Here is a 23584-nt window from a genome sequence, read left to right on the forward strand (position 1 = left end):
TGGGCTTATCTTGGCTTAGGGAAATTAGCTGGGTGGCACGATAGTAAACGAACAGGAATAGTGGGCTGGGAGCGACTTTGGGAAGGATGGTTCAAACTACAAACCATCCTTGAAGGTTACGAGCTTGCAATGTCTCTTGAGCATGAAATGTGATCAAGAGACAGCCAGTATTGGCGGTTTTTTTATGCGGATTAACTCAGAGCTGCGCGTGTTATACCCGGAAGTATTGCAACTGCTGGTTTTGTTGTTCAGCAAGATTGGAAAGCTCTTGGCTGGCGGCGGCTGACTGAGTGATCCCAGTGACATTTTGGCTCACTAGCTCATAGATGTTACTCAGATTGCGGTTGATGTCTTTTGTCACTTGGCTTTGTTCTTCCGAGGCTGTGGCAACTTGCGCATTGATCTGCCCCAGTGCGTCGATTGATTGACTGATTTCACTGAGCGATGTGCTGACTTTAGCGGCCAAGGATTGGTTCTGCTCGAGCAAACGCAGGCTAGAGTGCATGCTGCTGTTGGCGGTGTTGGACTGGTTTTGCAACTCTTCGATGATGGCTTGGATCTCTTGAGTTGAGGTTTGCGTTCTCGCCGCTAGCATACGTACTTCGTCAGCAACAACGGCAAAACCCCGTCCACTTTCACCCGCACGCGCGGCTTCAATGGCGGCGTTCAGAGCTAAGAGATTGGTCTGCTCGGAGATGCTGCGGATCACTTCCGTCACGTTTCCGATGCGTTCAGACTGCTCTTTTAGCTGATTCACGACTTGCGCCGCTTCGGCAAGCTGATCCGCCATTTTCGCGGTAGCTCGATGGCTTTCTTCAAACATACGCAAGCTTTGTGACGCGAGCTGAGTGGCTTGTTGCGCGGCACCATCTGCGCTGTGCGCATGGTCGGTGACACTTTGCGCAGTGCTTTGAAGCTGATTCACCGCCGATGCCACAAGTTCTACTTCCTGTTTCTCTTGATCTGAGTTGACGCTGGATTGCGTCATCACGGCGGCTAATTCGGTGGAAGCCGAAGCCACATCGGTACTGATGCGTACTAAGCTTTCGACGGTTTGGCGCAGTTGGTCAACTGTTGCATTGACATCTCGCGCAAGCAGTGTGATTTCGTTATTACCCTCTTCTTCTGCTTTAACAAGCAAGTTGCCGCTGGCGACGGCACGCATGGTTTGTTGCAGCTGGCTCAGTGGTTTCACAATAATGCCTGCCAAAATCCAGCTGAATAGTGCTGCGGCAACCAGTATGGCGATCAGAGAAATCGTGGAGTTACTGAGCACGGAATCATGTTGTGTTTCACTCTCTTTGATGGTGCGGATCGCGAGTTTATTCAGTGATTGGGAAAGATCACTGATCGCTTTGACCATGTCATTGCCTGCTGCGCGGTAAGCGTTAGAGGCTTGTTGGTATTGAAGATCAAACTCAGCACTGGTTTGTTCTGTGGTGTGTCGGGTATTCAACAGTGGGATCATGGTGTTGATGGAGTAATCCACATAGTTCTGCATCGCTTTGGTTAAAGCGCGGACTTCATCTTGCAGCTCTGGGTTATCACTGAAAGCACGCATCAGCTGTAAGTTTTGGCTTTGTCTGTCTTTGAGTACGGAGGGCAGAACTTTCACTTCATCCGGACGAAACAGGCTGTAAATTGCGCTGATTCGCATGGCATAGGTGTTGTCGATAATAGCGGTGAGATTGTCCTTATCAATAATAAGATGTTCAGTGGAGTCTGAAACCTGACTAAACGCGGTTTTGAGTGTGGATGTACTGAACACGATCCCGGTAACGAGTAAAAGCATTGTGAAAAACACAGGTACTACAACCTGCAGTTTGATAGACAAACCGCTGAGTAACTGGCGCATGGTGGTCCTCTTCTGAAAAATGTAAGTAAGAATAATTATTGTTATTTAGAATGTATTGCCCCTCGATAATATGTATCGTTGGTGAGATTGCAATCGTTGGTAAACCCTTGGTTACAACAAGGAAGGGATTAAGATCACACTTTTGCGCAATTTATTTCGATAGAAGAAATATTAAAGCTTGGTGGTGAATTTTTTGTTGCGAGCCTGATAAGCACTTAGGTGAAAACGCTATGTGTGTGGATTTAATGAACAATAAGTTGGAGGTGTCATAGAGGGTTCAATTAAGTGAAACATAATTGTCATATTCACGGCCTAAAGTGAGCCTCGTTCAAGTGAAACACAACGGCAACAAAGCCACTTATAGGAAATTTGTGATGAAAAAGACAGTAATCGGTGCTATCGCTCTTATGGGCGCACTTGCAGTAACTCCAGTTATGGCGAAAGAGACAATCTCAGCAGTGGGCTCAAGCAGTGTTACTCCGCTGATGGAAGTGTTTTCTGAAACCTACGCAAAAATGAATCCTGAAGTTTTCATTGAAGTACAAGGCCCTGGCTCATCAGCAGGCATTAAAGCGGCTAAAAACGGCAGCGCGGATATCGGTATGTCATCGCGTAACCTGAAAGATTCTGAAAAAGAAACCAATCTGGTTGAAGAGAAAATCGCTTTGGATGGTATCGCGGTGGTGGTTCACCCAAGCAACACGGTAAAAGGTCTGACCGCAGAGCAAGTTTCTGAAATTTACAAAGGCGAAATCACCAACTGGAAACAAGTGGGTGGTGAAGATAAGCCAATCGTTGCGATCACTCGTGACACGGCTTCAGGTACTCGTGGTGCATTCGAAGACATCATGGAACTGAAAAAGAAAATTGCTGATAAAGAAGTGTCGGCCATTTCTCAACGTGCTCAAGTGGCAAACGGCAACGGTGCGCTGAAAACCATGGTGGCATCTAACCCTTACTCTATCGGCTACATCTCGCTCGGTACGGTAGATAGCTCAGTGCATGCTTTGTCTGTGAATGGCGTTGAAGCCAACGTGGATAACGTGAAAAACGGCTCTTACAAGGTTTCACGTCCATTCCTCGTGCTTTACAAGCAAGGTAAGCCATCAGCAGAAGCACAGAAATTCCTAGAATGGATGCTCTCTGGTGATGCACAAAAGATTGTTGCTGACAAAGGCTACATCACAGTTAACTAATTTGCTCCACACTCTTTTCCCGACCCAAATTGGGTCGGGTACTTTGTTTACATCGACATCAGTTCGATAGGTGATTGTATGACCATCGCAACAAGTAGTGACAAGCCTATGGATAATACCTCTATGCGTAGTCTGCGTGAGCAACGACGTGTTGACTGGAAAGAACGCATCTTTCACGGTTTGTTTCTCACCAGTGCCGTGATTGGCATTGTTTCGCTCGCCATCATTGCGTACTTCATTGTTCGTGAAAGTATCCCTGCGTTCGAAGAAGCAGGATTGTCAGGCATTGTGCTTGGACAAGACTGGTTACCCCCTGCACTGTATGGTGTCGCGACCATGATTGTCGCTTCCATCGTCTCCACTTTTGGCGCCGTAATTGTCGGTGTGCCAGTGGGGGTTCTCACTGCCATTTTCATTGCTGAGGTTGCGCCCAAGCGTGTCGCAGATGTGATTCGTCCTGCGGTTGAGCTGCTTGCTGGTATTCCTTCAGTGGTTTACGGGTTCTTTGGCTTGGTCATCATAGTGCCATTGATCCAAAACGTATTTAATGTTCCCGCGGGGAACACGATTCTGGCTGGGATTATCGTGCTTGGTGTGATGATTCTGCCTACAGTGATCACTGTCTCCGAAACCTCGATCCGTGCAGTACCTCGTGCCTATAAAGAGGGCTCACTCGCGCTCGGCGCTTCAAGCATTTACACCATCTTTAAACTGCTGGTTCCGGCAGCGCGTTCGGGGATCATGACGGGTGTTATTTTGGGTATCGGCCGCGCTCTGGGTGAAACCATGGCGATCATCATGGTGATGGGGAATGCCCCTGCAATGCCCGAAGGTCTGCTCGATTCGGCACGTACCTTAACCGCCAATATTGCGATTGAAATGTCTTACGCCAGTGGTGTTCATGCTAATGCGCTCTACGCAACTGGTGTGGTGTTACTGGTGTTTATCATGATGCTGAACGCGGCGTTGCTGTACTTGAACCGTGAAAAAGCGAGGTAGTGGACATGGATCGCGTAAAACTCAAACAAGCGCGCGTAGTGAAAGACAATGTCTTACGCGCATTTATCTGGCTTTCAGCGGCGTTAACCGTGGGTTTCCTGTTCTGGATTATCTGGTACATCTTGTCTAACGGGTTGCAGCACGTTGACTGGAAGTTCATTACCGACAACTACACCCACACAGGGGATGAACACGGTATTTTCCCGATGATCGTTTCAACCATTTATATGGTGATAGCGTCCATCGCGGTTGCTGCGCCTATCGGCATCATGACGGCGATTTATCTCACCGAATATGCCAAGGTGGGCAGCCGTTTAGTCAAAATCATCCGTTTTTGTACTGAGTCACTGGCCGGTATCCCATCGATCATCTTTGGTCTGTTTGGTATGACCTTCTTCGTAGCGATTTTGGGGCTTGGTTTCTCGATTCTTTCTGGTGCATTGACGCTGAGTATTTTGATCCTGCCGGTGATTATCCGTACGACCGAAGAAGCCTTAATGGCGGTACCGCAGACTTATCGTGAAGGCTCATATGGTGTGGGTGCTTCAAAAATTTACACCATCCGTCGGCTGATTTTGCCTAGTGCGATGCCGGGGATTTTAACTTCTGTCATTTTGAGTATTGGCCGGGTAATTGGTGAATCCGCACCGGTGTTTTTGACCGCAGGTATGGTGGCGCGTATTCCCGATTCTCTGCTCGATTCTGGACGCACACTGACCGTACACCTGTACAAACTGACGACTGAGCTCTTCACCATTGATGAATGGAATCAAGCTTATGGCACGGCGACAGTGCTGATTGTTGTGGTCTTGCTGATCAACATGATCACCAAGTTAATCGCCAAACGATTCAATACTGCGACCTATTAAGTCATTGACAGAATTTAGAGATAACACAATGAAAACGACCAAATTCAATATCGAAAACCTTGATCTGTTCTACGGCGAGAACCAAGCACTGAAATCGATCAATCTGCCGATTCCTACTCGTCAAGTCACCGCGCTGATTGGCCCTTCGGGCTGCGGTAAATCAACCCTACTTCGCTGCTTGAACCGCATGAATGATCTGATTGAAGGGGTGAAAATTACTGGCAAACTGACCATGGATGGCCAAGATGTGTATGGCAACATTGATGTGTCAGACCTGCGAATTCGCGTAGGCATGGTTTTCCAAAAGCCAAACCCATTCCCGATGAGCATTTATGAAAACGTAGCGTATGGCTTACGTGCACAAGGCGTTAAGGACAAAAAGCATCTTGATGAAGTGGTCGAACGCTCATTGCGTGGTGCGGCTTTATGGGATGAGGTGAAAGATCGCCTCAAGTCTCATGCCTTTGGTCTATCAGGTGGTCAGCAGCAGCGTCTTTGTATTGCGCGCACCATTGCGATGGAGCCTGATGTGATTTTGATGGATGAACCGACTTCAGCCCTCGACCCGATTGCGACGCACAAAATTGAAGAATTGATGGAAGATCTGAAGAAAAACTACACCATAGTGATTGTGACTCACTCGATGCAGCAAGCACGTCGTATTTCTGACCGCACCGCCTTCTTCTTAATGGGCGAATTGGTCGAGCACAATGAGACACAAGTGATCTTTAGTAACCCGCGCGACGATCGTACCCGTGGTTACGTAAACGGTGACTTCGGTTAATCCATATAAACGAATTATAACTATAAGCGATGGTAAATTTTGCCCCTCACGATGAGGGGCTTTTTTGTAGAAACTTCATCTCATACATGTTTTTATCGGCCAAATGAATCAACTGGTTAAGGTTGGTGGTATCAAGCGGGTAAGTACTGATGCCTACGCTGGTACTCAGTTTGGCGTTTAAAGAACCATTTAATTCGAATTCTTGGTCAAAGCACTCTTTGATCATGCGCTGCATCATCATCTGTTCTGTGGAATTAATGCTGCTCAAAATCAAGGCAAACTCATCGCCACCCATTCGGAAGACGCGGTAATCGAAAGCCGGAATTGAGTGATTTAAACGATCGGCTACCTGTTTGAGTACGATGTCACCCATTTGGTGCCCATAGGTATCATTAATCAACTTAAAGCCATTGAGATCAATCAGAAACAGTGAGAAACCGCCGCTGCGGCGATGGCGCTCTAGCTCGGTGAACATGGCAGTGCGGTTTTCTAAACCCGTTAACGGGTCCGTCAGTGCCAAAATTCGGTGATAGGCAGCTTCTTTATGCAGGATAAAACTGACGAGCCCGACACACCCGAACATCAGAAGCATCAGCATGAATTGAATCCGGCTCAGGTAATTGACCTGCTCTTTTTGCTCCATGTACAGAGGGCTTTGAACCCCAAAAGTCCGATTAATAAATTGAATGAAAATATCGAGTTCTGTTTCGGTTGCTAAAATAAAGTCTTTTAAACTTTTAGAGTCATTGGCTGCCAACAGTAAGGGTTCAAGCTGCTTAAAGCGGGAAAATGCAGCTTGGAAAAAATCACGGGTATTGGGCAAGCCGATGATGCTATCTGCCTCGGGACTATTGAGGATCAAATCAAACCGGCTCCAAGTGAGTTCATATTTCACCATAACTTGCTTGCGGTTGCTTTCAGATTCCAGCAGATAAGGTGAAAGGGCAATCAGCTCGGTGAATTCTTTATTGAGTTGGAATAAAAACCAGATCGCTTGATTGGTTTGTGAAGAGTAGGATTTAGACAATTCACGGGTGGTATTGAGCAAATATAGGTTAGCCAGAATCAGAATTGCCGACATGACGATCAGTAACGACTTGGCGTGCAATATCATTGGATGCAGTGTTTTCTGGTTTTGTGTGTTCATGGCTTCTTGTGAATTAGGATATGACTGATCTGCCAAACCATATGGCTGTAGTAAATGGGAGCATTCAATTTCGGATTCTGATCTAAGTTATATACCAACCAAAATGGCCCCTTATCGCGAATTTTCATATCGGCACCATCCATGTAGTACGCCACAATCGGGGAATGTTGATTAATATCCTCTATCGAAATATTAGCAGCATAGTCATTCAGTGCCATAAAAGTTACTGAACGTACCTGATCCTGATCCAAATAGTTGAGCAAGTCACTGACCTTAAAGCCAGTAAAGCGATGCTCACTATAAAGCCATGGCAACTGAGTGGTAAAAGTAACCTGAGGCAACTTACTACTTAACTCTTTCAGCGAAAGAACCTTAGGTGGCGCGTCTGCAACTTGTATCGTGATGTCCGACGAAAAAGCAAAAGAACTGCACAATAAGGTCAATATCAGCCACATCCATCTCATGATTTTTTATTCCGTGCTGTTTGACAAAGCTCCCACTTTTCTTCCAGTCAGTCAAAACTAGAAGTGAGAAAACGTTATGTGGGCTATTCCGATCTTGTGATGAGTTTCACTGAGTGTGTGATGTCAAATCGTTTGGAAACGATAACTCGATGGGTTAGTAGCCATATTTTGGTTGAATTATAGGCGGAGTTGGTTGATATGAAAATCACTGATATTAATAAAATTGATGATAAAAAGAATCAGAAATGAGATTTTGAGTTAAAAAAGCGCCATATTGATGGCGCTTCTTAATTGAGAGACGGTTTAGAACAGCAGATGTGCTACCGCTGCAATCACAGGTAAAGTGATGAGGGTACGTAAGATGAAGATCACAAACAGTTCGAAAATATTCACTGGAATACGGCTACCAAGCAGCAGTGCGCCCACTTCAGACATATAAATGAGCTGGGTAACTGACATCGCAGCAATCACAAAGCGTGTCATTTCGTTGTCGATAGACGCCGCCAAAATGGCAGGGATAAACATGTCCGCAAAACCGACCACAATGGTTTTTGAGGCGGCAACCGCCTCAGGTACACCAAGCAGTTCCAAGAATGGAATGAAAGGTTGACCAAGCAGTGAGAAAACAGAGGTGTATTCAGCGATAACCAAAGCGATGGTACCTAGCCCCATAACGACAGGAAGTACACCGAACACCATGTCAACCGCATTACGTACGCCTTCACCGATCACGGATTTCACTGAACTTACTTTGGCGGCTTTAGCCAATGCCAGCTCCATACCCCAAGAGAATGCAGTGTGACCTTCTGGAACAGCATCCGCATCAGGATGAGGCTTGCTGCCATCAATATAAGTATCTTTCTTCCATGACAGTGGCGGTAGGCGAGGGATCACCACCGCGGCAACAAAGCCTGCTAAACACACTGCGCCGTAGAAAGGCAGGAATAGGTGCTCTAGTTCAACTTGCGCAATAACCACCAGACTGAAAGTGATTGAAACAGCAGAGAACGTGGTACCGACCACGGCCGCTTCACGCTGTGTGTAAAACTTTTCTTCATACTGCTTACTGGTTAGCAAAATACCCACGCTGCCATCCCCAAGCCAAGACGCCATACAGTCAATCGCACTACGACCAGGAAGGTTAAACACTGGGCGCATTACTTTGCTCAGCAGGCTGCCAAACAGTTCCAGTAAACCGAAATTGAGCAGCAGCGGTAGCAGTAAGCCCGCAAAAATAAACACAGAAAATAGCGTTGGAAGCAAACCTTCCAGCACCAAGCCGCCAGTATTTTCTTCCCAAATCGCTTTCGGACCGATCTGGAAGAAAGTCATGATGACGGCAGCTCCGCCAATTACACGTACGGTTAACCATAACCAAGAAGGATTGAACAAACTATTTAAGAAAGGGCGGTTCATTACCCAGCTTGGCTGAAACAGTTTTGTCACTACGGAAGCGGCCGACATAAATGCAATGATCACAGTGACCACAGTAACGAGAGAGTCACCAAATAACGCTTGAACCGATTTCGCTAATACGGCAACAGGAATGGTTAAGGAACCATCGTAACTGATGGGCGCCATAAACAGGAAAAGCCCGATCAATGAAGGGATCAGGAACATCCACAGATTGCCCGAGTTACTCTTTACCGGCGGCTCTAGGGTTTGCGTATTATCTTGCATTCGTCTTCTCTATTAATACTGCGTCATGCTGACGCATTGGTCGGTCGAAATTCGCCACACCATGGCATAAAAATTCACTGCACTTCCGTATTTAGTCAGTGGGCGCAAGAATATCTATTTTTTACACCCTTCGCAATACTATTCATTTATTTTGGGTATACATTCAAATTTATTTCCTGATGTTTCTAAATTAGGCGGAGTTTTGTATAAATATTGTTAAATTTATCATTGGCAGGGTGAAATTCACGTCATGGAAGCTCACTTTGATGGCGTTTGACTAAGCGAATAAACAAAAAAAGCCCTCTGTGAATAGAGGGCTTTTTGCTTAGAAAATGAAAGTTCTACATCAGATGGATATTATCGCTTTACTCTGCCGTCTGCTTAGCATCAATTTCAGTCAGGGCTGCACTGAGTGCGCCTTCAAACGCAGGGTAAACATTTTGCTCTCCGACCAGTCCGACAATGCCGGCTTTGAGTAGCTTTTGAGAAACACGGCTGTTAGCGCCAGAAATCAGTACCTTGATGCCACGTTTGTGGAAACTTTGGATAATCTCTTCCAGCGTTTGAATGCCCGTTATATCCATAAACGGCACCCATTTTAAGCGTAAGATCAGTATCTGTGGTGTTTCCTGAATACTGCTCATGACTCGCTCGAAGGTTTCCGCCGCGGCAAAGAAGAAAGGCCCTTCCAGTGCGTATACAGCCAGTTCACGAGGCAGGGCGGTTTTACCTTGCTGAGCCAGCTCGTAGCTCATATCTTGCGAGCCGTTGGCTTTCACTTCGACACTCGAAGCCATGCGTTTTACAAAGTGCAGCATAGCAATGATCACACCGATATTGACGGCAACCACGAGATCCGCAAATACCGTTAAACCGAAGGTCAGCAGCAGAATGGCCACGTCTGCGCGCGGTGCACGTTTTGCCAGCTGGATGAAGTGGGGGGCTTCACTCATATTCCAAGCCACCACAAACAAAATAGCGCTCAATGTTGCCAGAGGAATATTAACCGCCAAAGGAGCCAGAACTAGGAGGATAATGACGAGGGTTAACGCATGCATTACCCCCGCAATCGGACTTGTGCCGCCGTTACGGATGTTCGTTGCGGTACGTGCAATCGCCCCTGTTGCGGCAATCCCGCCAAACAACGGAGCAACGATGTTAGCGATGCCTTGGCCGACCAGCTCTTGGTTAGAGTTGTGCTTAGTGCCCGCCATACCATCTGCTACCACCGCAGAGAGTAAAGATTCAATAGCACCTAGCATTGCAATGGCAAACGCAGGGCCAATCAGCTGAATCATCTGGCTTAGGCTGAGATCTGGTAAAGCAAACTCAGGCAAACCTTGTGGAATACCGCCAAAAGCCGAGCCAATGGTTCTTACACCCTCGAAACCAATCACATATTGCAGTGTGGTTACGACAAGCAACGCCAGCAGAGGTCCCGGAATCTTGGAGAGTTTTGGGATTTTGGGGCCAAAAATTACCAGGGCCAGTGACAAGAGCGCCAGCAGAGTCGTGGTGAGATGAAATTGAGGGAAAGCGTGGAAAATCGCTATCAATTTTTGATGGAAGTGCTCGCCTTTGATCTCAGGAAGACCAAAGAAATCACGCCATTGGCCAACCCAAATGATCACCCCAATACCGGAGGTAAAACCCACGATAACAGGGTCGGGAATATAACGGATGATGCTACCTAAACGAGCTAAACCCAGAATCACCAGAATAAAGCCCGCCATAATGGTGGCAATTTGTAGGCCAGCAATGCCATGTTCAGCGACGATGCCAGCAAGAATAACAATAAACGCGCCGGTTGGGCCGGCGATTTGTACTCGTGAACCACCAAACAGGGAAACAATGATCCCGGCGATGATTGCTGTATAAATTCCTTGTTCTGGTTTTACGCCGGAAGCAATAGCAAAAGCCATCGCTAACGGCAGTGCAACCACCCCAACTATCAATCCTGCTGTAATATTGTTGACCCAATGTTTAGGTTGCAACTGACCGGCTTTATAGGATTCATAGATGGCAAACATAATGATCACCTTAATAAAAATAGGGAAATGAAAACGCCGAGGATTCTACGCTCATTTTATAGGCTGTAAAGGGATACTTCCGTAGAGCCCTAAAGCCTTAGTAACGGCAAGTTTCAAAAATTAATCTTTTAATTTCATGCGATTAACTTTCGTTAAACCAATGTGTTGCTCTAAGTTAACTTCGTAGGGTCGAAGTAATCGGAATCTCATGCGGAAAATCTGGTGGTTTATTACTCATCTCGTATATGCACTCAATTGATAGATTGCAGGTTGAGTATAGAGAACAAATTACCTATCATCCCTTGTGTTGATTGTTTTTTGTTCGAAGATGGAGTTTGACATGATTAACAAGAAGTTCCTTAAAACAAAAGATGAAGTAGAAGTGACCTTTGAGTGCAACGCACCAGAGGCTGCTTCTGAAGTTGCAATTGTGGCTGATTTTTTAGGTTGGCAGCCTGAGCCAATGAAAAAAGTCGCCAAATCGAGCACCTTTAAATTTAAAACCCGTTTACCGAAAGATCGCGAATTTCAGTTTCGTTATCTGCTCGATCAGCAAGAATGGGTCAATGATCCCCATGCAGATCAGTACATAGCCAATGGTTTTGGTGAAGAAAATTGTCTGCTGACCACTTATCAGTGATTTGAGTAGCATTTTTAAGCGAAAGCCTAAAAAATCACAAAGAACTAAGTTGCTGCCACCACACAAAATCTTCTATTTTTGAAAGGCACATTGGTGCCTTTTTTGCTTTAATTTGACGAATGCACAGGTGACAAACCGTGCTGAAACCCTTACTCTTGGGCTAATTTGGGCTTTTCTCCACAGGTAAATTGGTGACATCTAAATCTATTATTTTGCGATTTTCTGAGCTTTCAACGCGAAAGAAAGTGACATTGGTAGGTTTGCCGCTTTTGGCTGTGGCCGCGATTTCAACTTCGCTAAACAGTCCTACTCGGCAACACCGAATTGAGCTCTCTCTCCCTGAGGCATCATTCGTTCCTTTTGCAAATACTGAAGGCGCGACAGAACAGACGGAAGTGATCAAAGCGGGTCATCCAGACTATGAGTATGAGATTAAGCCAGGCGATAATCTGAGTACTATTTTTAGCCAGCTTGGTTTTGCGTATACCGAGCTGATGAAGGTCATGGAAACGGATTTAAACTATCTTGCTCTCGATACTTTGAGACCGGGCAACGTGTTGCGTTTTTGGAAAGGCAAAGACAATACGCTAAGCAAGATGGAGTTAGAATTCAGCCTTGTCGATCGCGCGGTTTATACGCGTCTGGATGACGGCAGCTATGAATTCGAAGAGCGTAAAATCCCGGGCACATGGAAAGTTGAACCGCTGATCGGCGAAGTGGATGGTAGTTTCTCGCTATCTGCTAACCGTGCCGGATTAGGTGCAGCCGATGTCGATCAGATCGTGACTTTGCTGAAAGACAAGATCAATTTCGGGCGCGATTTACGTCGTGGCGATCGTTTTGAAGTGGTGCTTTCGCGTCAGTTCGTGGGTGATAAGCTCACAGGTAACTCTGAAATTCAGGCGATTAAGATTTTTAATCGCGGCAAAGAGATCACGGCTTATCTGCATCAAGATGGTCAGTATTACGATAAGAATGGTGACAGCTTACAGCGCGCTTTCCAGCGTTATCCGGTTGATAGCAAATGGCGTATTTCGTCGAATTTCGACCCTAAACGTCTGCATCCGGTAACCAAACGCGTTGCTCCTCATAATGGTACCGACTTCGCGATGCCGATTGGCACGCCAGTCTATTCATCAGGAGATGGTGTAGTTGTGATGACACGTAGCCACCCTTATGCGGGTAACTATGTGGTTGTGCAACATGGCAGCACTTATATGACGCGTTATCTGCACTTGAGCAAGATCCTGGTCAAGAAGGGGCAGAAAGTGTCACGCGGTCAGCGTATTGGCTCTTCAGGCAATACTGGACGAGTGACGGGGCCTCATTTGCATTACGAGTTAATTGTACGTGGTCGTGCAGTGAATGCGATGAAAGCGAACATTCCGATGGCGAGCTCAGTGCCGAAGAAAGAGATGGCTCAATTTGTCGCTAAACGCAAAGAGCTTGAGCAAATGCTTGCTCAACAAGAAAGCATACTTGCTGCTCAATAATTAAGAGCGCATGTCCCTTCTAAAAACAAAGCCCCAGTTTGGGGCTTTGTTGTTTCTGGAGGATTAACCGTTGCTGACCTGAATCTTGGGGCTATTTTGTGGTAGCTGTTGCTGCCAGCGTTCAGCCATCATGCTTGGCAAATCGGGTTTGCTAAAGTAATAGCCTTGGATTTGCTCACAACCCATTTGGTACAGCTTATCCAAGGCTTGCTGGTTCTCAACACCTTCTGCCACCAAATCGAGTTTGAGTTGGTTGGCGAGTTGGATAATCAGCCAAACCACGCTTTCGGAGGTATGATTGGTCAGTAAGTTATGCACAAAAGTCGCATCGATTTTGATGCAGTCAATCGGATAGCTGTGAATATAGTTCAAGCTTGAATAGCCTGTTCCGAAGTCGTCCAAGGCAATTTTAAAACCGAGCTCCCGCAAAATGGTTAAGATGCTGCGTGCCTCTGCGGCTTTCGATAACAGCACGGTTTCGGTGAGCTCAATGGTGAATTCGTCCGCCCGAAAACCATATTTCTTGATAGTTCTTAATAGATGTTCTAAGTAGCGATTAGAATTTGTCAGTTCATCTGCAGAGCAGTTAATGCTTAAACGCACCTTATGCCCCAAGCTTTGTTCTAGTTCGGTTTTCGCTATGCAGGCGAGATCGAGGATGTGCTCGCCCAACTCCACAATCAGGCCAGATTGTTCTGCAGCCTCAATAAACTCGAGGGGAGAGACGAAGCCAAGCGAGCTGCTTTTCCAGCGTGTCAGGATCTCAAAATAATCCCAATTCGGCTGGTTTCTTTTCACGATGGGCTGAACAACCACGTACAATTCAGTTTGATTGGTAGGTTTACTCAGTTCATGACGCAGAGCGTCGATAATTTGCGTGCGCCGATAATACTGGTTACTCAGCAAAGTATCGTAGAAACGAATGTGTGTGTTGTGGTTTCGTTTGCACTCTTTTAAAGCAAGGCTGGCATTGAATAACAGTTGATCTGCGGTTAGCTTCTCGCCACCATACTTAGCGATACCAATGCTGACACTGATTTTGATCCGCCGATCTTGATCAACGTAGTCTTGAGCCAGTTGATTGAGGATGGCTTGGCAAACTTTCATCGGTTCATGAGCGGTAGTCAGAAAAGCAAATTCATCGGCAGCAACCCGAAACGCGTGCCCCTCTTCCGACAAGGCTTTCTCTATCGCATCCGCAACAAATTTCAGCACCAGATCCCCTAAATAGTGACCATACAAATCGTTGATAGAACGGAAACCATCAATGTCGAGAAAAGCCAGAGTGAAGTGCTGTTGGCTGCAACGGATCATTGAATTGAGTTTATCGGCCAAATCATTGCGATTCATTAACCCGGTCAGGTTGTCATGGGAGATTTCGTGACGTAATTGATTGACTAAGCTCTGAGAACGAGCCGTCATCTGTTTGCATTCCAAATCATGAGCGATCATCTGGGCCAAGACCTGATGAACGAGCACCAAATTGGCATAATCTTCCAATGGACGGGTAAAGGTAGAGATCAACACACCGTAATTTTCGCCGTTTGAAAAGTAGATAGGAATTCCCAGATACGCCTCGATATGGTTTTCAACCAAGTAGGTGTCTGTAGGGAAGAGTTCGGCGACTTTACTGGTAAAGATGCAGTAGGATTGTTGCTGTATCCCAAGTTGTTCACAGGGAGTGCCTTTAAGCTCGTAATGCAGTTCTAAGCTGCTTGGTTCAATGCTGGCACAACATACGTTGTGAGCTTTGTAACGTGGTTTATCCAGCTCAATGACCATTGAGCTGTGGCTACTGAAAGTGCGATGTAGAAATTGAGTCACTTGCAAGAGCAGTTCTGGACCACAGAGTCCATTGAAATGGTGTATGGCATCCAGGCTTAGTTTTTCTGCTACCAGTTGAGTGTTAGACATACGCTGATCTCACTAGCCGTTACTGACAATATGGAGCTCGTCGCTGCGAAACTCTCTCATATGCATGTAGTTACTATTGATGAGATCAGAGTGATTTTCCAGCCTGCTTTTCCGCTTAAGGTACGGTTAATCCGACTTACGTTTTTAATTCAGCGGCTTAGCGCAGTGAAAAAATGGAAAAAAATCCGCTAAGAGAACCGAATCGTGGCCTTTAATAAATCACTTAGAGTGGTTTGGCTTGTGCCAGCTTTTGTTTTAGGTGATCAAGAAACAGTTGGGTTCGTGTGTGCTGATACTCCAATTTTGGGTAGTAAGCATACACTGTCGCTTGATCTATAGTAACATCAGGCAAAATACGCACTAAATTACCCTGTTTAAGCTCTTCTTTAATCATGATATGCCCTGTGACAATCACCCCCATTCCTGCTTTTCCCGCGTAAAAAAGGGCTTCTGGGTTCGTAGTGGCAAAATTGCCAGTTAGTGTGATGCGTTTGCCTTGAGCGGTTTTTACTTCCCGGTAGGTTTGCTCACCCCAACACAGAACATTGTGCTGAGTTAATTCTTGAAGCGTCTTTGGTGTGCCATGCTTTTCAAGATAGCTGGGCGAGGCGTAAAACCCGGCTTGATGTTCAAAGAGGGGAGTGGCTTTAAAGCTGAGCGAATTGAGCTGATCAATCTCACGGCTGATAAAGAGATCGAGATGCAGCTCGGGCAACTGCCCTGGCGTCGTGGTGATGAGCTGAATGCGAATATCAGGATAGCGTTGTAAAAATTCATCGAGATACTGCATCAAAAATTTAGAACCGACGGCCAAAGTCGCACCTATACGCAGTAGCCCGGCGGGGGTTTGGTTGACTGAGCGAGTTTCATCCACCACCGATTGCCAGCTTTCCAGTTGCGCTTTTGCGCGCTGATAAAACAGTGCGCCAGCTTCCGTTTGGGTGACAGAGCGCGTAGTGCGTTTAAGCAATTGTACACCAATGCGTTCCTCAAGCCAGTGAATGCGTTTACTCACTGCTGAACTGGTGGTGTTGAGCTTGCGTGCCGCACCATTGAAACTGCCTTCCTCAACCACTTTGATGTATGTTTTTACGCTCTGTAGCCAATCCATCTCTTTGCCTTATTCATTCTTTATCGGAACTAATTTATTTCCAATTTGCGAGATTATCAAATGAGAGTTGTCAATATAGACTCTCTGCTATGAACGCACAAACCCCTTCACGTTTTCGCCGAACCCCGATGTTGCTTGCGATGATGATCATCGCAACGGGCCAAGTCGGCGTGAGTATTTACTTACCTTCACTGCCTCTGATTAGCCGCGATTTACAGGTGGATCAAGCGAGTGCGCAGATGCTCGTCACTCTATTTTTACTGGGTTTTGGTGGTTCTCAGCTGTTTTATGGCGCACTCTCTGATGCGATAGGTCGACGCCCCACGTTTTTGCTCGGTCAAGGTATCTATCTTGTTGGAACGATCGTCTGCGTGATGATGTCAGATCATTTTCAGTCGCTTGAATTTGGTCGTTTGTTGCAAGGTTTAGGGGCGGGAAGTGCCTCAGTACTGGGACGGAGCGTACTGCGTGACAGCTACGATGGGTTTCACCTCACCAAAGCGCTTTCTTATCTGTCGATCACGGCTTCCATCATGCCGATTATTGCGCCCGTGTTAGGGGGCTGGATGGCGTATCACTTGAGTTGGCAGTCGGTGTTTATTTTTGTGCTGATCTATATCGGGGCGATCTTTACTCTCGGTTTTTTGATTTTGCCGGAAACGCTGCCTTATCCGAAACGGCGTGTTCAGTGGCGCAGTATTGTGGTCAACTACGCCAAGTTACTGACCAATCACCAAGTCACCAGCAGTGCGAGCTATAACTGGTTGAGTTATTTAGCCAGCTTGGTGACGCTGTCGATTTTGCCATTCCTGCTGCAAAAACAGCTCGGCATGACGGCGGCGGACTATGGTTCTACTCTCATCATTCCTTCCGCGGGCTTATTGGTGGGGAGCCTAGTAGTAAATATGCTGACTTCGCGATTCTCCACGCGACAACTGCTAGCGTGTGCGATCAGCTTGATGATCTTCGCGGGAGTTTGGTTATTACTGACAGACTTTTCGGTGTTTAACCTCGTTTGGGCATTCACATGGCTCAGTATTGCGCAGGGTATCTCTTTCCCGCTTGCCACCACACTTTTACTATCGCCTCACAAAACCCAAGCGGGTGCGGTGTCGGCTCTCTCGGGATCAATCCAAATGGGGATCGCTGGTTTGCTTGGCGGCTATTTGGTTGAGCATTGGGTTACCAGCCAAAATGCTGTGGGTGTGTTCTATATTTTGGTGAGCTTAACCATGCTAACGGTGCTTATCGCTACCAAAAAACCGCGTTCCCAAGAAAGTGCCGTGCAAGCCTCAGTGTGATGAGTTGTGTTAACTTGTCCAGTCTTCGGGGTGAGTGAGCAACGTTTTGTTGGCAAACGTGACCGCCCGAATGTCTTTAGGGTTGTAGATTGCGCACGATTCTATAGATAAACAGCCGCAGCCAATGCAGCCGCCGAGATCTTCTTTCAGTGCTTTCAATTGTTGGATACGGTGTTCAAGCAAATTGCTCCAATTGGAGGCCATCTGTTCCCAATGTTGGCGAGTTGGTGCTTGATGTTTTGGTAAATCAGCCAGAGATTCAGCGATTTCTTCTAAGGTCAGCCCTACCATTTGCGCTGCTTTGATCACGGCAATTCTGCGCAATACACTGCGATGATAACGACGCTGATTTCCTTGGTTACGCCAACTGTGAATCAGTCCTTTCTGCTCATAAAAATGCAAGGCTGAGACTTTAACTCCGGCTCTTTGAGCCACTTCACCTACCGTCATTTCCATATCGTGTTCTCCAACTTGCCTTGTCATTTTCGCTGCTTACTTTTTCTCTACTGGCTTTGTAAAAAACGCTTTACCTGAAGTTAACTTGAGGTATTACCGTAGCACCCAGTTGGCATCAAATGGAAATATAAATATGGAAAGGAATCATAAAACGCGAGCACTCTCTTATCTAACAGGACGATTTTTTGATGGGATATCTTCTGGGCTGTTCATGATGGCGCTGCCTTGGGTCATGCTCTCTACCCCCAATATGGGCACTTTTGTGGCTATGGTCGCCCTCGCTTGTACCGCGCTTTCTTTTATTCTCACTCCATTTTTCTCAAGCTTGATTGATCGCTTTTCAAGAAAGCGGCTGTTGGTTGGGGTTCAGTTGTTACAAGCTGGAACCGCGGCAGTGATTGCACTGGTTTATGGGGCAGGGTATGAGTCTAACGAGTTATTAGCCGCCGCTCAGTTGATGTTTTGGACGTCGAGTAACTTAGCTTGGTCAACGAATAATGCGTTTACTCAAGAAAATTTTTATCAGCATGAATATGCGTCGATCTCCGGAAAACAAGAAGTGATCATGCAGGGTACAACCTTAGGCTCGGGGGCGTTAGGTGTGGTGCTGCTTGAAATGTGGGGCATGCTTGAGTTTTCCTGCTTTGCTGCCATTGCGTCAGGTATTGCCATTGTCAGCTATATGTTGACGCCTTATCGCCGACAACTGCGCCATTTCACATCGGTTTCTTTTATCGAACAGATGAAAGAAAGCCGCGAGATTTTCACTCTGCGCCCTCACTTTTATGCGTTCCTTATGCTCTCTGCCTTGAGTTACCCCATATTAACGTTCTTGGGGATGTTGGTGCCGATTTGGTTTTCTGAAATGGGCATTTCGGGTGACTGGTTTGCGGGCTACAACATTGCCTTTGGGTTGGGGTCTTTGGTCACCGGGTTATTTGTGACTCGATTACTCGGTTTAGGCTCACATCAAGGGATCATGATTGGCGCAATGGGGCTGGCTGCGACCACATTGGTCGGCATGAGTTTTTCCTCCACGCCCCAACTGCTGCTGCTGTTTACGTTTTTCTTTGGCACATTTAACGCGTTGAACCGCATTGCTCGTACCAATTGGATGCATCACTGCATCAATATTGATCAACGTGGGCGTGCCGATGGTGGATTGCAAATGTTCGCCACTTTAGTGCAAAGCATCAGTTATGTTGCCATTGCCTTCTTAAGCCACTTTGGTATCACTCAGCTCGGATTTCTTTTTGCCTCTGTGGTGATGGTTGCGGCGGTTTTCCTGATGGTTCGCTTGAATAAAGGGCTTGAACTTGCCATGAGGCCAGCATGAAGTGTTTCAGTGCGGCGTTATTTGGCCAAAAGTCTTAAACACTAGTCACCCCAAAGACAGGAGAAGAGCCCTCGCTCTAAAAGCGAGGGTCTTATTTTTACGCTTTTTTTACGCGAAGCACTTTTAAGCATCTGATAGAGTAATTGGCATTGGTTTCTTCTTACTAAATGTATCGCAATGCGTTGGCTTCACCGTCGTTATTTGTTACCCGTGTTGGTATTTATTACCGCAATGTTCGTGTCATTGGGCATAGATCAATCGCTTGGTTCTACCATTGCGGTGTTGCTTATTTTGCAGCTTTCGATCGTCATCATCGCCCTGCAGTGCCATTCAAGAATGGCGTATTTTGCTGCGGTAGCGGAAGCGTTGAGTTTTAATTTTCTGTTTACGGATCCTCGCTACTCACTGCGCATGTTTCATCAGGATGACATGATTAACTTGGTGGTGTTTGTTGCAGTCGCGTTCACTACCAGCCAGCTCGCAGAACGTTATCGACGCCAACAAAATGCGCTAAAGCAGATGCGGCTTCGTCATCAAATTTTGCTTTCCGTTTCACACGATTTAAGAACACCGCTGGCAGGAATTATTGGCAACCTCACCACAATCAAAGAGTACAGCGCTCAGTTAAATGAGGCAGAAAAGAACGAACTGCTCGATAGCGCAATTACGGAAAGCCATCGTTTACATCAATACATTGAGAATTTGCTTCAGGCCACCAAATTGCAGCATGGGGTCGTCCGTATCAACAAAGCGCAGGAATCCATTCTGCATATCCTAAAAAATGTCATTGAACGTTTTTCTTCCTCCTCGGAACGCGTATCTGTGGACGTGAAAGGCTCCGTCAAATTGTTAGAAGTCAGCCGCGCGCTGTTGGAGCAGGCGTTATTCAATGTGTTGGATAATGCGCTGCGTTATTCGCCCAAGGATAAAGCTGTCAGAGTGACCGTAGAGCAAAATCATGAGCAAGTGGTGATTGATATCTACAACCAAGGGCAGCCTCTCAAGCCGGATGAAGCAGAAAATATGTTTGAGCTTTTCTACTCAGGGGGAGAGAAGAAAAGCGCTGATTCAGGTTCAGGCCTTGGGCTTAGTGTGGCGAAAGGGGTGATCTCCGCCCATCAAGGCACCATTGAGTGCATCGATGTAGAGCAAGGTTGTTTGATTCGAATTACGTTGCCAAGTGGTCAGCAGGGGTAGCATCGAGTGACTTATAAAATTTTAGTGGTTGATGACGAACCTCAAATTCACACTTTTATTCGCATCTCTTTAGCCGCGGAAGGTTTTGAATACATGGGGGCTGATTCTTTAGCGATGGCGAAAGAGAAACTCACCACTTTCCAGCCTCATGTGGTGGTGCTCGATCTTGGGTTACCGGATGGTGATGGTATCAGCTTACTCACAACCATTCGTCAAACCAGTAAAACCCCGGTTTTGATACTGACGGCGCGCGATCAAGAAGAAGAGAAAATTCGCTTACTTGAAGCGGGCGCAAATGACTATCTCAGCAAGCCCTTTGGTGTTCGAGAATTAATCGTGCGGGTCAAAGTTCTGGTTAGAGACTTAGTCAGCGAGCTCCCTTTTGAAGACACACTCAGCTTTGGGCGACTGAAAATGAGAAAAAGCACGCATCAATGTTGGCTGTCGGGCGAAAAAGTGATTCTGACCAGAAAGGAATTTGCGTTTCTCGCCATGCTTATGGAGAACCCCGGTCAACTGGTCAAACAGACGTGTTTGCTAAGAGAGATTTGGGGGCCAAGCCATACTGAAGATACGCATTATCTGCGGATCCTCATCAGCCAATTGCGTAAAAAGCTGAATGACAGTGCGGATGAGCAACTGGTGATCAAAACCGAGTCAGGGATCGGCTACCGATTAGTCTCGATGGAGGATTCTTCAGGTTAGCATCGATAATGAGCTTGCTGGCCCAGAGCAAGGTTATCCATGCGTTTTTAAGCAGGCCGCGCGTCGTGATCTTTCCAGCGACGCTTCTTTCTCAGCGGCAGCTTTGTACATCAATGTTTCGGTTCATTTGGCGTCGTCACGCGTCATTTGGAGCCTGCATCAGACATAGAAATAGTTAACTTGGCGAGATCTTTGGCTTATCGCAGTGTTTCACTGTGCTGGCCACGCTTTTGCCGCATTTATGGAAAATTCATTAAGGAATCGTCATGGCACATTTTACTGTCATTGGACTTGGGCGTTTTGGCATTGCTGCCAGCCTTGAGTTAATTCATCTTGGGCACACGGTCACTGGCGTTGAGCATGATCCAAAAATTGTCGAAAAGTATGTCGAGGAGTTAACTCAAGCGATCATCTGTGATTCGACCGATGAGAATGCTTTGCGAGAATTGGATCTCGCCAGCAGCGAAGCGGTGCTTGTGGCTATCGGGGAAGATATGCAATCAAGTTTGCTTTGTACCTTAGCCTTGAAGAATCTGGGCGTGAAAGAGATTTGGGTCAAGGCCAGTACCAAAGCACACCACACGATCGTTTCTAAATTGGGTGTGCAACGCATTATTCACCCCGAAGAAGAAATGGGGGTACGCGTTGCACAAGCATTGAATTACCCGATGGTTAACAACTACTTATCCTTAGGTCATGGGCTGTATGTGGTTGAAATTCACATTAAACCGTCATTGCACGCTACATCGATTGGGCAAATTCTTGGTGATGTAAAAAGAAGTGTTCGGCCTGTGCTCATAAAGCGCGATCAAGAAATGCTCAATGAGATCGACCACGAATTCATATTAAATGCGAATGACATCATCCTGCTTTGTGGCACACGAGCAGAGCTGAAATATTTAGCCCCAAGGTTGGTGTGACATGGTGTTGTGGCATCCATCGGTAAGGCATATTGAGCGCAAACCGAAATCCGGCAGAAAGTTAGTGGGAGCTCCGCCATTGATTTTGTGTGGCAGTTTTCTGTTACTCATTTTACTTGGAACCGTGCTGCTCAAATTGCCTATTGCAACCCATGAACCGATCACTTGGATACAAAGCTTATTTACGGTGACGTCAGCGATTACCGTTACGGGGCTGGTGGTTGTTGACACCGGCACGCAGTTTACGGTGTTTGGCCAAGTGGTGATTGCTTTACTGATTCAGTGCGGCGGCCTTGGGTTAATGACTTTTACCATAGTCACATTGATCGCCTTAGGGGGAAAAATTGGCTTTTTGGAGCGCACGGTTGCCAGAGAAGCCTTTAACCAAACTGACTCGTCCACTTTAGTGGCGACGGCGAAATCGGTACTGGTGTTTGCGCTGGTTGTTGAGTCGTTTGGTATGGCAATACTGACTTGGCACTGGAGTGGTGAGCTGGGCTGGCAAATCAGTTTGTTCCACGGTTTTTTCTATACCATCAGTGCCTTTAACAATGCGGGATTTGCGTTAAGCGCCGATAGCCTGATGCCTTATGTGGATGATCCCGTTATTAATTTCACCATTACCGGGCTGTTTATTGTGGGTGGGTTGGGCTTTTCCGTATGGATGGATTTAAAACGTCATCGTTGCTGGTCGAAATTGACGGTTTATAGCCGAATGATGATCACGGGCACGGTATTGATCAATGCCGTCGCGTTGATCGCGATCTATCTGATTGAGCACGATAACCCCAATACTTTAGCGCCGCTGAGTGAATCAGGAAAATGGTTGGCCTCTTGGTTTCAGGCTGTAACACCAAGAACCGCCGGATTTAATACACTGGCGATTGATCAACTGGAGAATGCAACAACCTCCATCATCCTTGTCCTGATGTTTATTGGTGGCGGCTCACTCAGTACCGCAAGTGGCATCAAAGTAGTGACCTTTATGGTGCTGATTTTGTCTACTTATGCCTATTTAAGACGGGATGAACAGGTGTATGTGTTCAAACGAGAAATCGCCAAAGAGACCGTCAGTAAAGCACTTGCGTTGACAATGATTTCTGTGGTGGTGACATGGCTGGCTATCTTCGCATTACTACTCAGTGAAGATGCCCCATGATCGATATCGTATTTGAAGCGGTTTCGGCCTTGGGTACGGTCGGTTTGTCGCGCGGATTAACGGGCAACCTTACCGAAGCCGGAGAACTTATCATTACCTTTATGATGTTTATGGGGCGCTTAGGTCCACTGACACTGGCGTATTTTTAGCCAGCCCAAGACAGAAAAAACTCCGTTATGCAGAAACAAAACTCGCCATTGGTTGATGGCGGGTATCTAGGCTGCTCGAACTTCGCAAGGTGCTGGCTAATACGTTCAATACGCCATTTTGACTTCAAGTCTTTGGCGTATTGCTCTTTCTGTTCAGGTTAAAGTGATTTTCCAAGGTA

The 23584-nt window shown here is 46.6% G+C and carries 19 protein-coding genes and 2 pseudogenes; 13 read left to right on the forward strand and 8 right to left on the reverse strand.

Annotated elements, in window-relative coordinates; genetic code table 11:
* A pseudogene (locus tag D908_RS11985) lies at positions 1-153 on the forward strand (IS4 family transposase); the annotation flags it as partial.
* A gap of 58 nt (positions 154-211) precedes the next feature.
* Here the strand turns inward: D908_RS11985 and D908_RS11980 are convergent.
* Entirely contained in the window at positions 212-1855 is a 1644-nt protein-coding gene (locus D908_RS11980) for a methyl-accepting chemotaxis protein (RefSeq protein ID WP_005523905.1), read from the reverse strand.
* Between the two features lie 374 nt (positions 1856-2229).
* On the opposite strand from D908_RS11980, the gene D908_RS11975 reads away from it, so the two are divergent.
* The 4 genes from D908_RS11975 (at position 2230) to pstB (ending at position 5703) form a co-directional block, all read left to right on the forward strand.
* A complete protein-coding gene (locus D908_RS11975; RefSeq protein ID WP_005523907.1) occupies positions 2230-3051 on the forward strand; it encodes a phosphate ABC transporter substrate-binding protein in 822 nt (273 codons plus the stop codon).
* Between the two features lie 78 nt (positions 3052-3129).
* Positions 3130-4050, forward strand: coding sequence for a phosphate ABC transporter permease subunit PstC (gene pstC / locus D908_RS11970; RefSeq protein ID WP_000150764.1), 921 nt, complete (start codon positions 3130-3132; stop codon positions 4048-4050).
* A gap of 5 nt (positions 4051-4055) precedes the next feature.
* Positions 4056-4919 carry a phosphate ABC transporter permease PstA gene (gene pstA, locus D908_RS11965; protein ID WP_005523910.1) on the forward strand — a complete coding sequence of 288 codons (864 nt, stop codon included), beginning with the start codon at positions 4056-4058 and terminating at the stop codon, positions 4917-4919.
* 28 nt (positions 4920-4947) lie between these two features.
* Complete coding sequence (gene pstB / locus D908_RS11960; protein WP_000858871.1) at positions 4948-5703, forward strand: phosphate ABC transporter ATP-binding protein PstB; 756 nt, start codon at positions 4948-4950, stop codon at positions 5701-5703.
* A gap of 46 nt (positions 5704-5749) precedes the next feature.
* Here pstB and D908_RS11955 read toward each other — a convergent pair whose 3' ends face one another.
* From D908_RS11955 to D908_RS11940, 4 genes are all read right to left on the reverse strand, one after another.
* Entirely contained in the window at positions 5750-6850 is a 1101-nt protein-coding gene (locus D908_RS11955; protein ID WP_005523912.1) for a GGDEF domain-containing protein, read from the reverse strand.
* Positions 6847-7314, reverse strand: coding sequence for a putative pterin-binding protein (locus D908_RS11950; RefSeq protein WP_005523914.1), 468 nt, complete (start codon positions 7312-7314; stop codon positions 6847-6849). The genes D908_RS11955 and D908_RS11950 overlap by 4 nt, the downstream gene beginning before the upstream one ends.
* A 303-nt stretch (positions 7315-7617) precedes the next feature.
* Positions 7618-8994: a YjiH family protein gene (locus tag D908_RS11945; protein ID WP_005523916.1), complete on the reverse strand. Its 1377-nt coding sequence runs from the start codon at positions 8992-8994 to the stop codon at positions 7618-7620.
* Between the two features lie 365 nt (positions 8995-9359).
* Complete coding sequence (locus D908_RS11940) at positions 9360-11024, reverse strand: SulP family inorganic anion transporter (RefSeq protein WP_005523922.1); 1665 nt, start codon at positions 11022-11024, stop codon at positions 9360-9362.
* Between the two features lie 340 nt (positions 11025-11364).
* Between D908_RS11940 and D908_RS11935 the strand changes: the two genes are divergently transcribed.
* Complete coding sequence (locus tag D908_RS11935; protein WP_000608716.1) at positions 11365-11664, forward strand: isoamylase early set domain-containing protein; 300 nt, start codon at positions 11365-11367, stop codon at positions 11662-11664.
* Between the two features lie 191 nt (positions 11665-11855).
* Positions 11856-13157: a peptidoglycan DD-metalloendopeptidase family protein gene (locus D908_RS11930; protein WP_082320928.1), complete on the forward strand. Its 1302-nt coding sequence runs from the start codon at positions 11856-11858 to the stop codon at positions 13155-13157.
* 63 nt (positions 13158-13220) lie between these two features.
* Here the strand turns inward: D908_RS11930 and D908_RS11925 are convergent, their stop codons facing one another.
* Both D908_RS11925 and D908_RS11920 read right to left on the reverse strand, forming a co-directional pair.
* Entirely contained in the window at positions 13221-15071 is a 1851-nt protein-coding gene (locus D908_RS11925) for a putative bifunctional diguanylate cyclase/phosphodiesterase (RefSeq protein ID WP_005523926.1), read from the reverse strand.
* 223 nt (positions 15072-15294) lie between these two features.
* On the reverse strand, positions 15295-16182 hold the full coding sequence (locus D908_RS11920; RefSeq protein ID WP_005523928.1) for a LysR family transcriptional regulator: 888 nt from the start codon (positions 16180-16182) through the stop codon (positions 15295-15297).
* A gap of 89 nt (positions 16183-16271) precedes the next feature.
* On the opposite strand from D908_RS11920, the gene D908_RS11915 reads away from it, so the two are divergent.
* Positions 16272-17483 carry a multidrug effflux MFS transporter gene (locus tag D908_RS11915; RefSeq protein WP_005523930.1) on the forward strand — a complete coding sequence of 404 codons (1212 nt, stop codon included), beginning with the start codon at positions 16272-16274 and terminating at the stop codon, positions 17481-17483.
* Positions 17484-17492: 9 nt separating this feature from the next.
* Here D908_RS11915 and soxR read toward each other — a convergent pair whose 3' ends face one another.
* Positions 17493-17939, reverse strand: coding sequence for a redox-sensitive transcriptional activator SoxR (gene soxR / locus D908_RS11910; RefSeq protein ID WP_000426191.1), 447 nt, complete (start codon positions 17937-17939; stop codon positions 17493-17495).
* Between the two features lie 133 nt (positions 17940-18072).
* Here soxR and D908_RS11905 point away from each other — a divergent pair, with 133 nt between their 5' ends.
* From D908_RS11905 to D908_RS0119175, 5 genes and pseudogenes are all read left to right on the forward strand, one after another.
* Positions 18073-19275: an MFS transporter gene (locus tag D908_RS11905; RefSeq protein WP_005523932.1), complete on the forward strand. Its 1203-nt coding sequence runs from the start codon at positions 18073-18075 to the stop codon at positions 19273-19275.
* Between the two features lie 177 nt (positions 19276-19452).
* Positions 19453-20472 carry a sensor histidine kinase gene (locus tag D908_RS11900; protein WP_005523934.1) on the forward strand — a complete coding sequence of 340 codons (1020 nt, stop codon included), beginning with the start codon at positions 19453-19455 and terminating at the stop codon, positions 20470-20472.
* 6 nt (positions 20473-20478) lie between these two features.
* Complete coding sequence (locus tag D908_RS11895; protein WP_005523935.1) at positions 20479-21177, forward strand: response regulator transcription factor; 699 nt, start codon at positions 20479-20481, stop codon at positions 21175-21177.
* A 266-nt stretch (positions 21178-21443) separates the two neighbouring features.
* Positions 21444-22097 carry a potassium channel family protein gene (locus D908_RS11890; protein WP_005523936.1) on the forward strand — a complete coding sequence of 218 codons (654 nt, stop codon included), beginning with the start codon at positions 21444-21446 and terminating at the stop codon, positions 22095-22097.
* 1 nt (position 22098) lies between these two features.
* Positions 22099-23461: pseudogene (locus tag D908_RS0119175) on the forward strand (TrkH family potassium uptake protein).
* The last annotated feature ends 123 nt before the right edge of the window (positions 23462-23584 follow it).

The sequence above is a fragment of the Vibrio mimicus CAIM 602 genome (genome assembly GCF_000338875.1).
GTDB lineage: Bacteria > Pseudomonadota > Gammaproteobacteria > Enterobacterales > Vibrionaceae > Vibrio > Vibrio mimicus.

Bases quoted from the DNA above. Each gene is read 5' to 3' on its own strand.
- D908_RS11980 (WP_005523905.1), bottom strand. From the start codon at position 1,855: ATGCGCCAGTTACTCAGCGGTTTGTCTATCAAACTGCAGGTTGTAGTA.
- D908_RS11975 (WP_005523907.1), top strand. From the start codon at position 2,230: ATGAAAAAGACAGTAATCGGTGCTATCGCTCTTATGGGCGCACTTGCA.
- pstC (WP_000150764.1), top strand. From the start codon at position 3,130: ATGACCATCGCAACAAGTAGTGACAAGCCTATGGATAATACCTCTATG.
- pstA (WP_005523910.1), top strand. From the start codon at position 4,056: ATGGATCGCGTAAAACTCAAACAAGCGCGCGTAGTGAAAGACAATGTC.
- pstB (WP_000858871.1), top strand. From the start codon at position 4,948: ATGAAAACGACCAAATTCAATATCGAAAACCTTGATCTGTTCTACGGC.
- D908_RS11955 (WP_005523912.1), bottom strand. From the start codon at position 6,850: ATGAACACACAAAACCAGAAAACACTGCATCCAATGATATTGCACGCC.
- D908_RS11950 (WP_005523914.1), bottom strand. From the start codon at position 7,314: ATGAGATGGATGTGGCTGATATTGACCTTATTGTGCAGTTCTTTTGCT.
- D908_RS11945 (WP_005523916.1), bottom strand. From the start codon at position 8,994: ATGCAAGATAATACGCAAACCCTAGAGCCGCCGGTAAAGAGTAACTCG.
- D908_RS11940 (WP_005523922.1), bottom strand. From the start codon at position 11,024: ATGTTTGCCATCTATGAATCCTATAAAGCCGGTCAGTTGCAACCTAAA.
- D908_RS11935 (WP_000608716.1), top strand. From the start codon at position 11,365: ATGATTAACAAGAAGTTCCTTAAAACAAAAGATGAAGTAGAAGTGACC.
- D908_RS11925 (WP_005523926.1), bottom strand. From the start codon at position 15,071: ATGTCTAACACTCAACTGGTAGCAGAAAAACTAAGCCTGGATGCCATA.
- D908_RS11920 (WP_005523928.1), bottom strand. From the start codon at position 16,182: ATGGATTGGCTACAGAGCGTAAAAACATACATCAAAGTGGTTGAGGAA.
- D908_RS11915 (WP_005523930.1), top strand. From the start codon at position 16,272: ATGAACGCACAAACCCCTTCACGTTTTCGCCGAACCCCGATGTTGCTT.
- soxR (WP_000426191.1), bottom strand. From the start codon at position 17,939: ATGGAAATGACGGTAGGTGAAGTGGCTCAAAGAGCCGGAGTTAAAGTC.
- D908_RS11905 (WP_005523932.1), top strand. From the start codon at position 18,073: ATGGAAAGGAATCATAAAACGCGAGCACTCTCTTATCTAACAGGACGA.
- D908_RS11900 (WP_005523934.1), top strand. From the start codon at position 19,453: ATGCGTTGGCTTCACCGTCGTTATTTGTTACCCGTGTTGGTATTTATT.
- D908_RS11890 (WP_005523936.1), top strand. From the start codon at position 21,444: ATGGCACATTTTACTGTCATTGGACTTGGGCGTTTTGGCATTGCTGCC.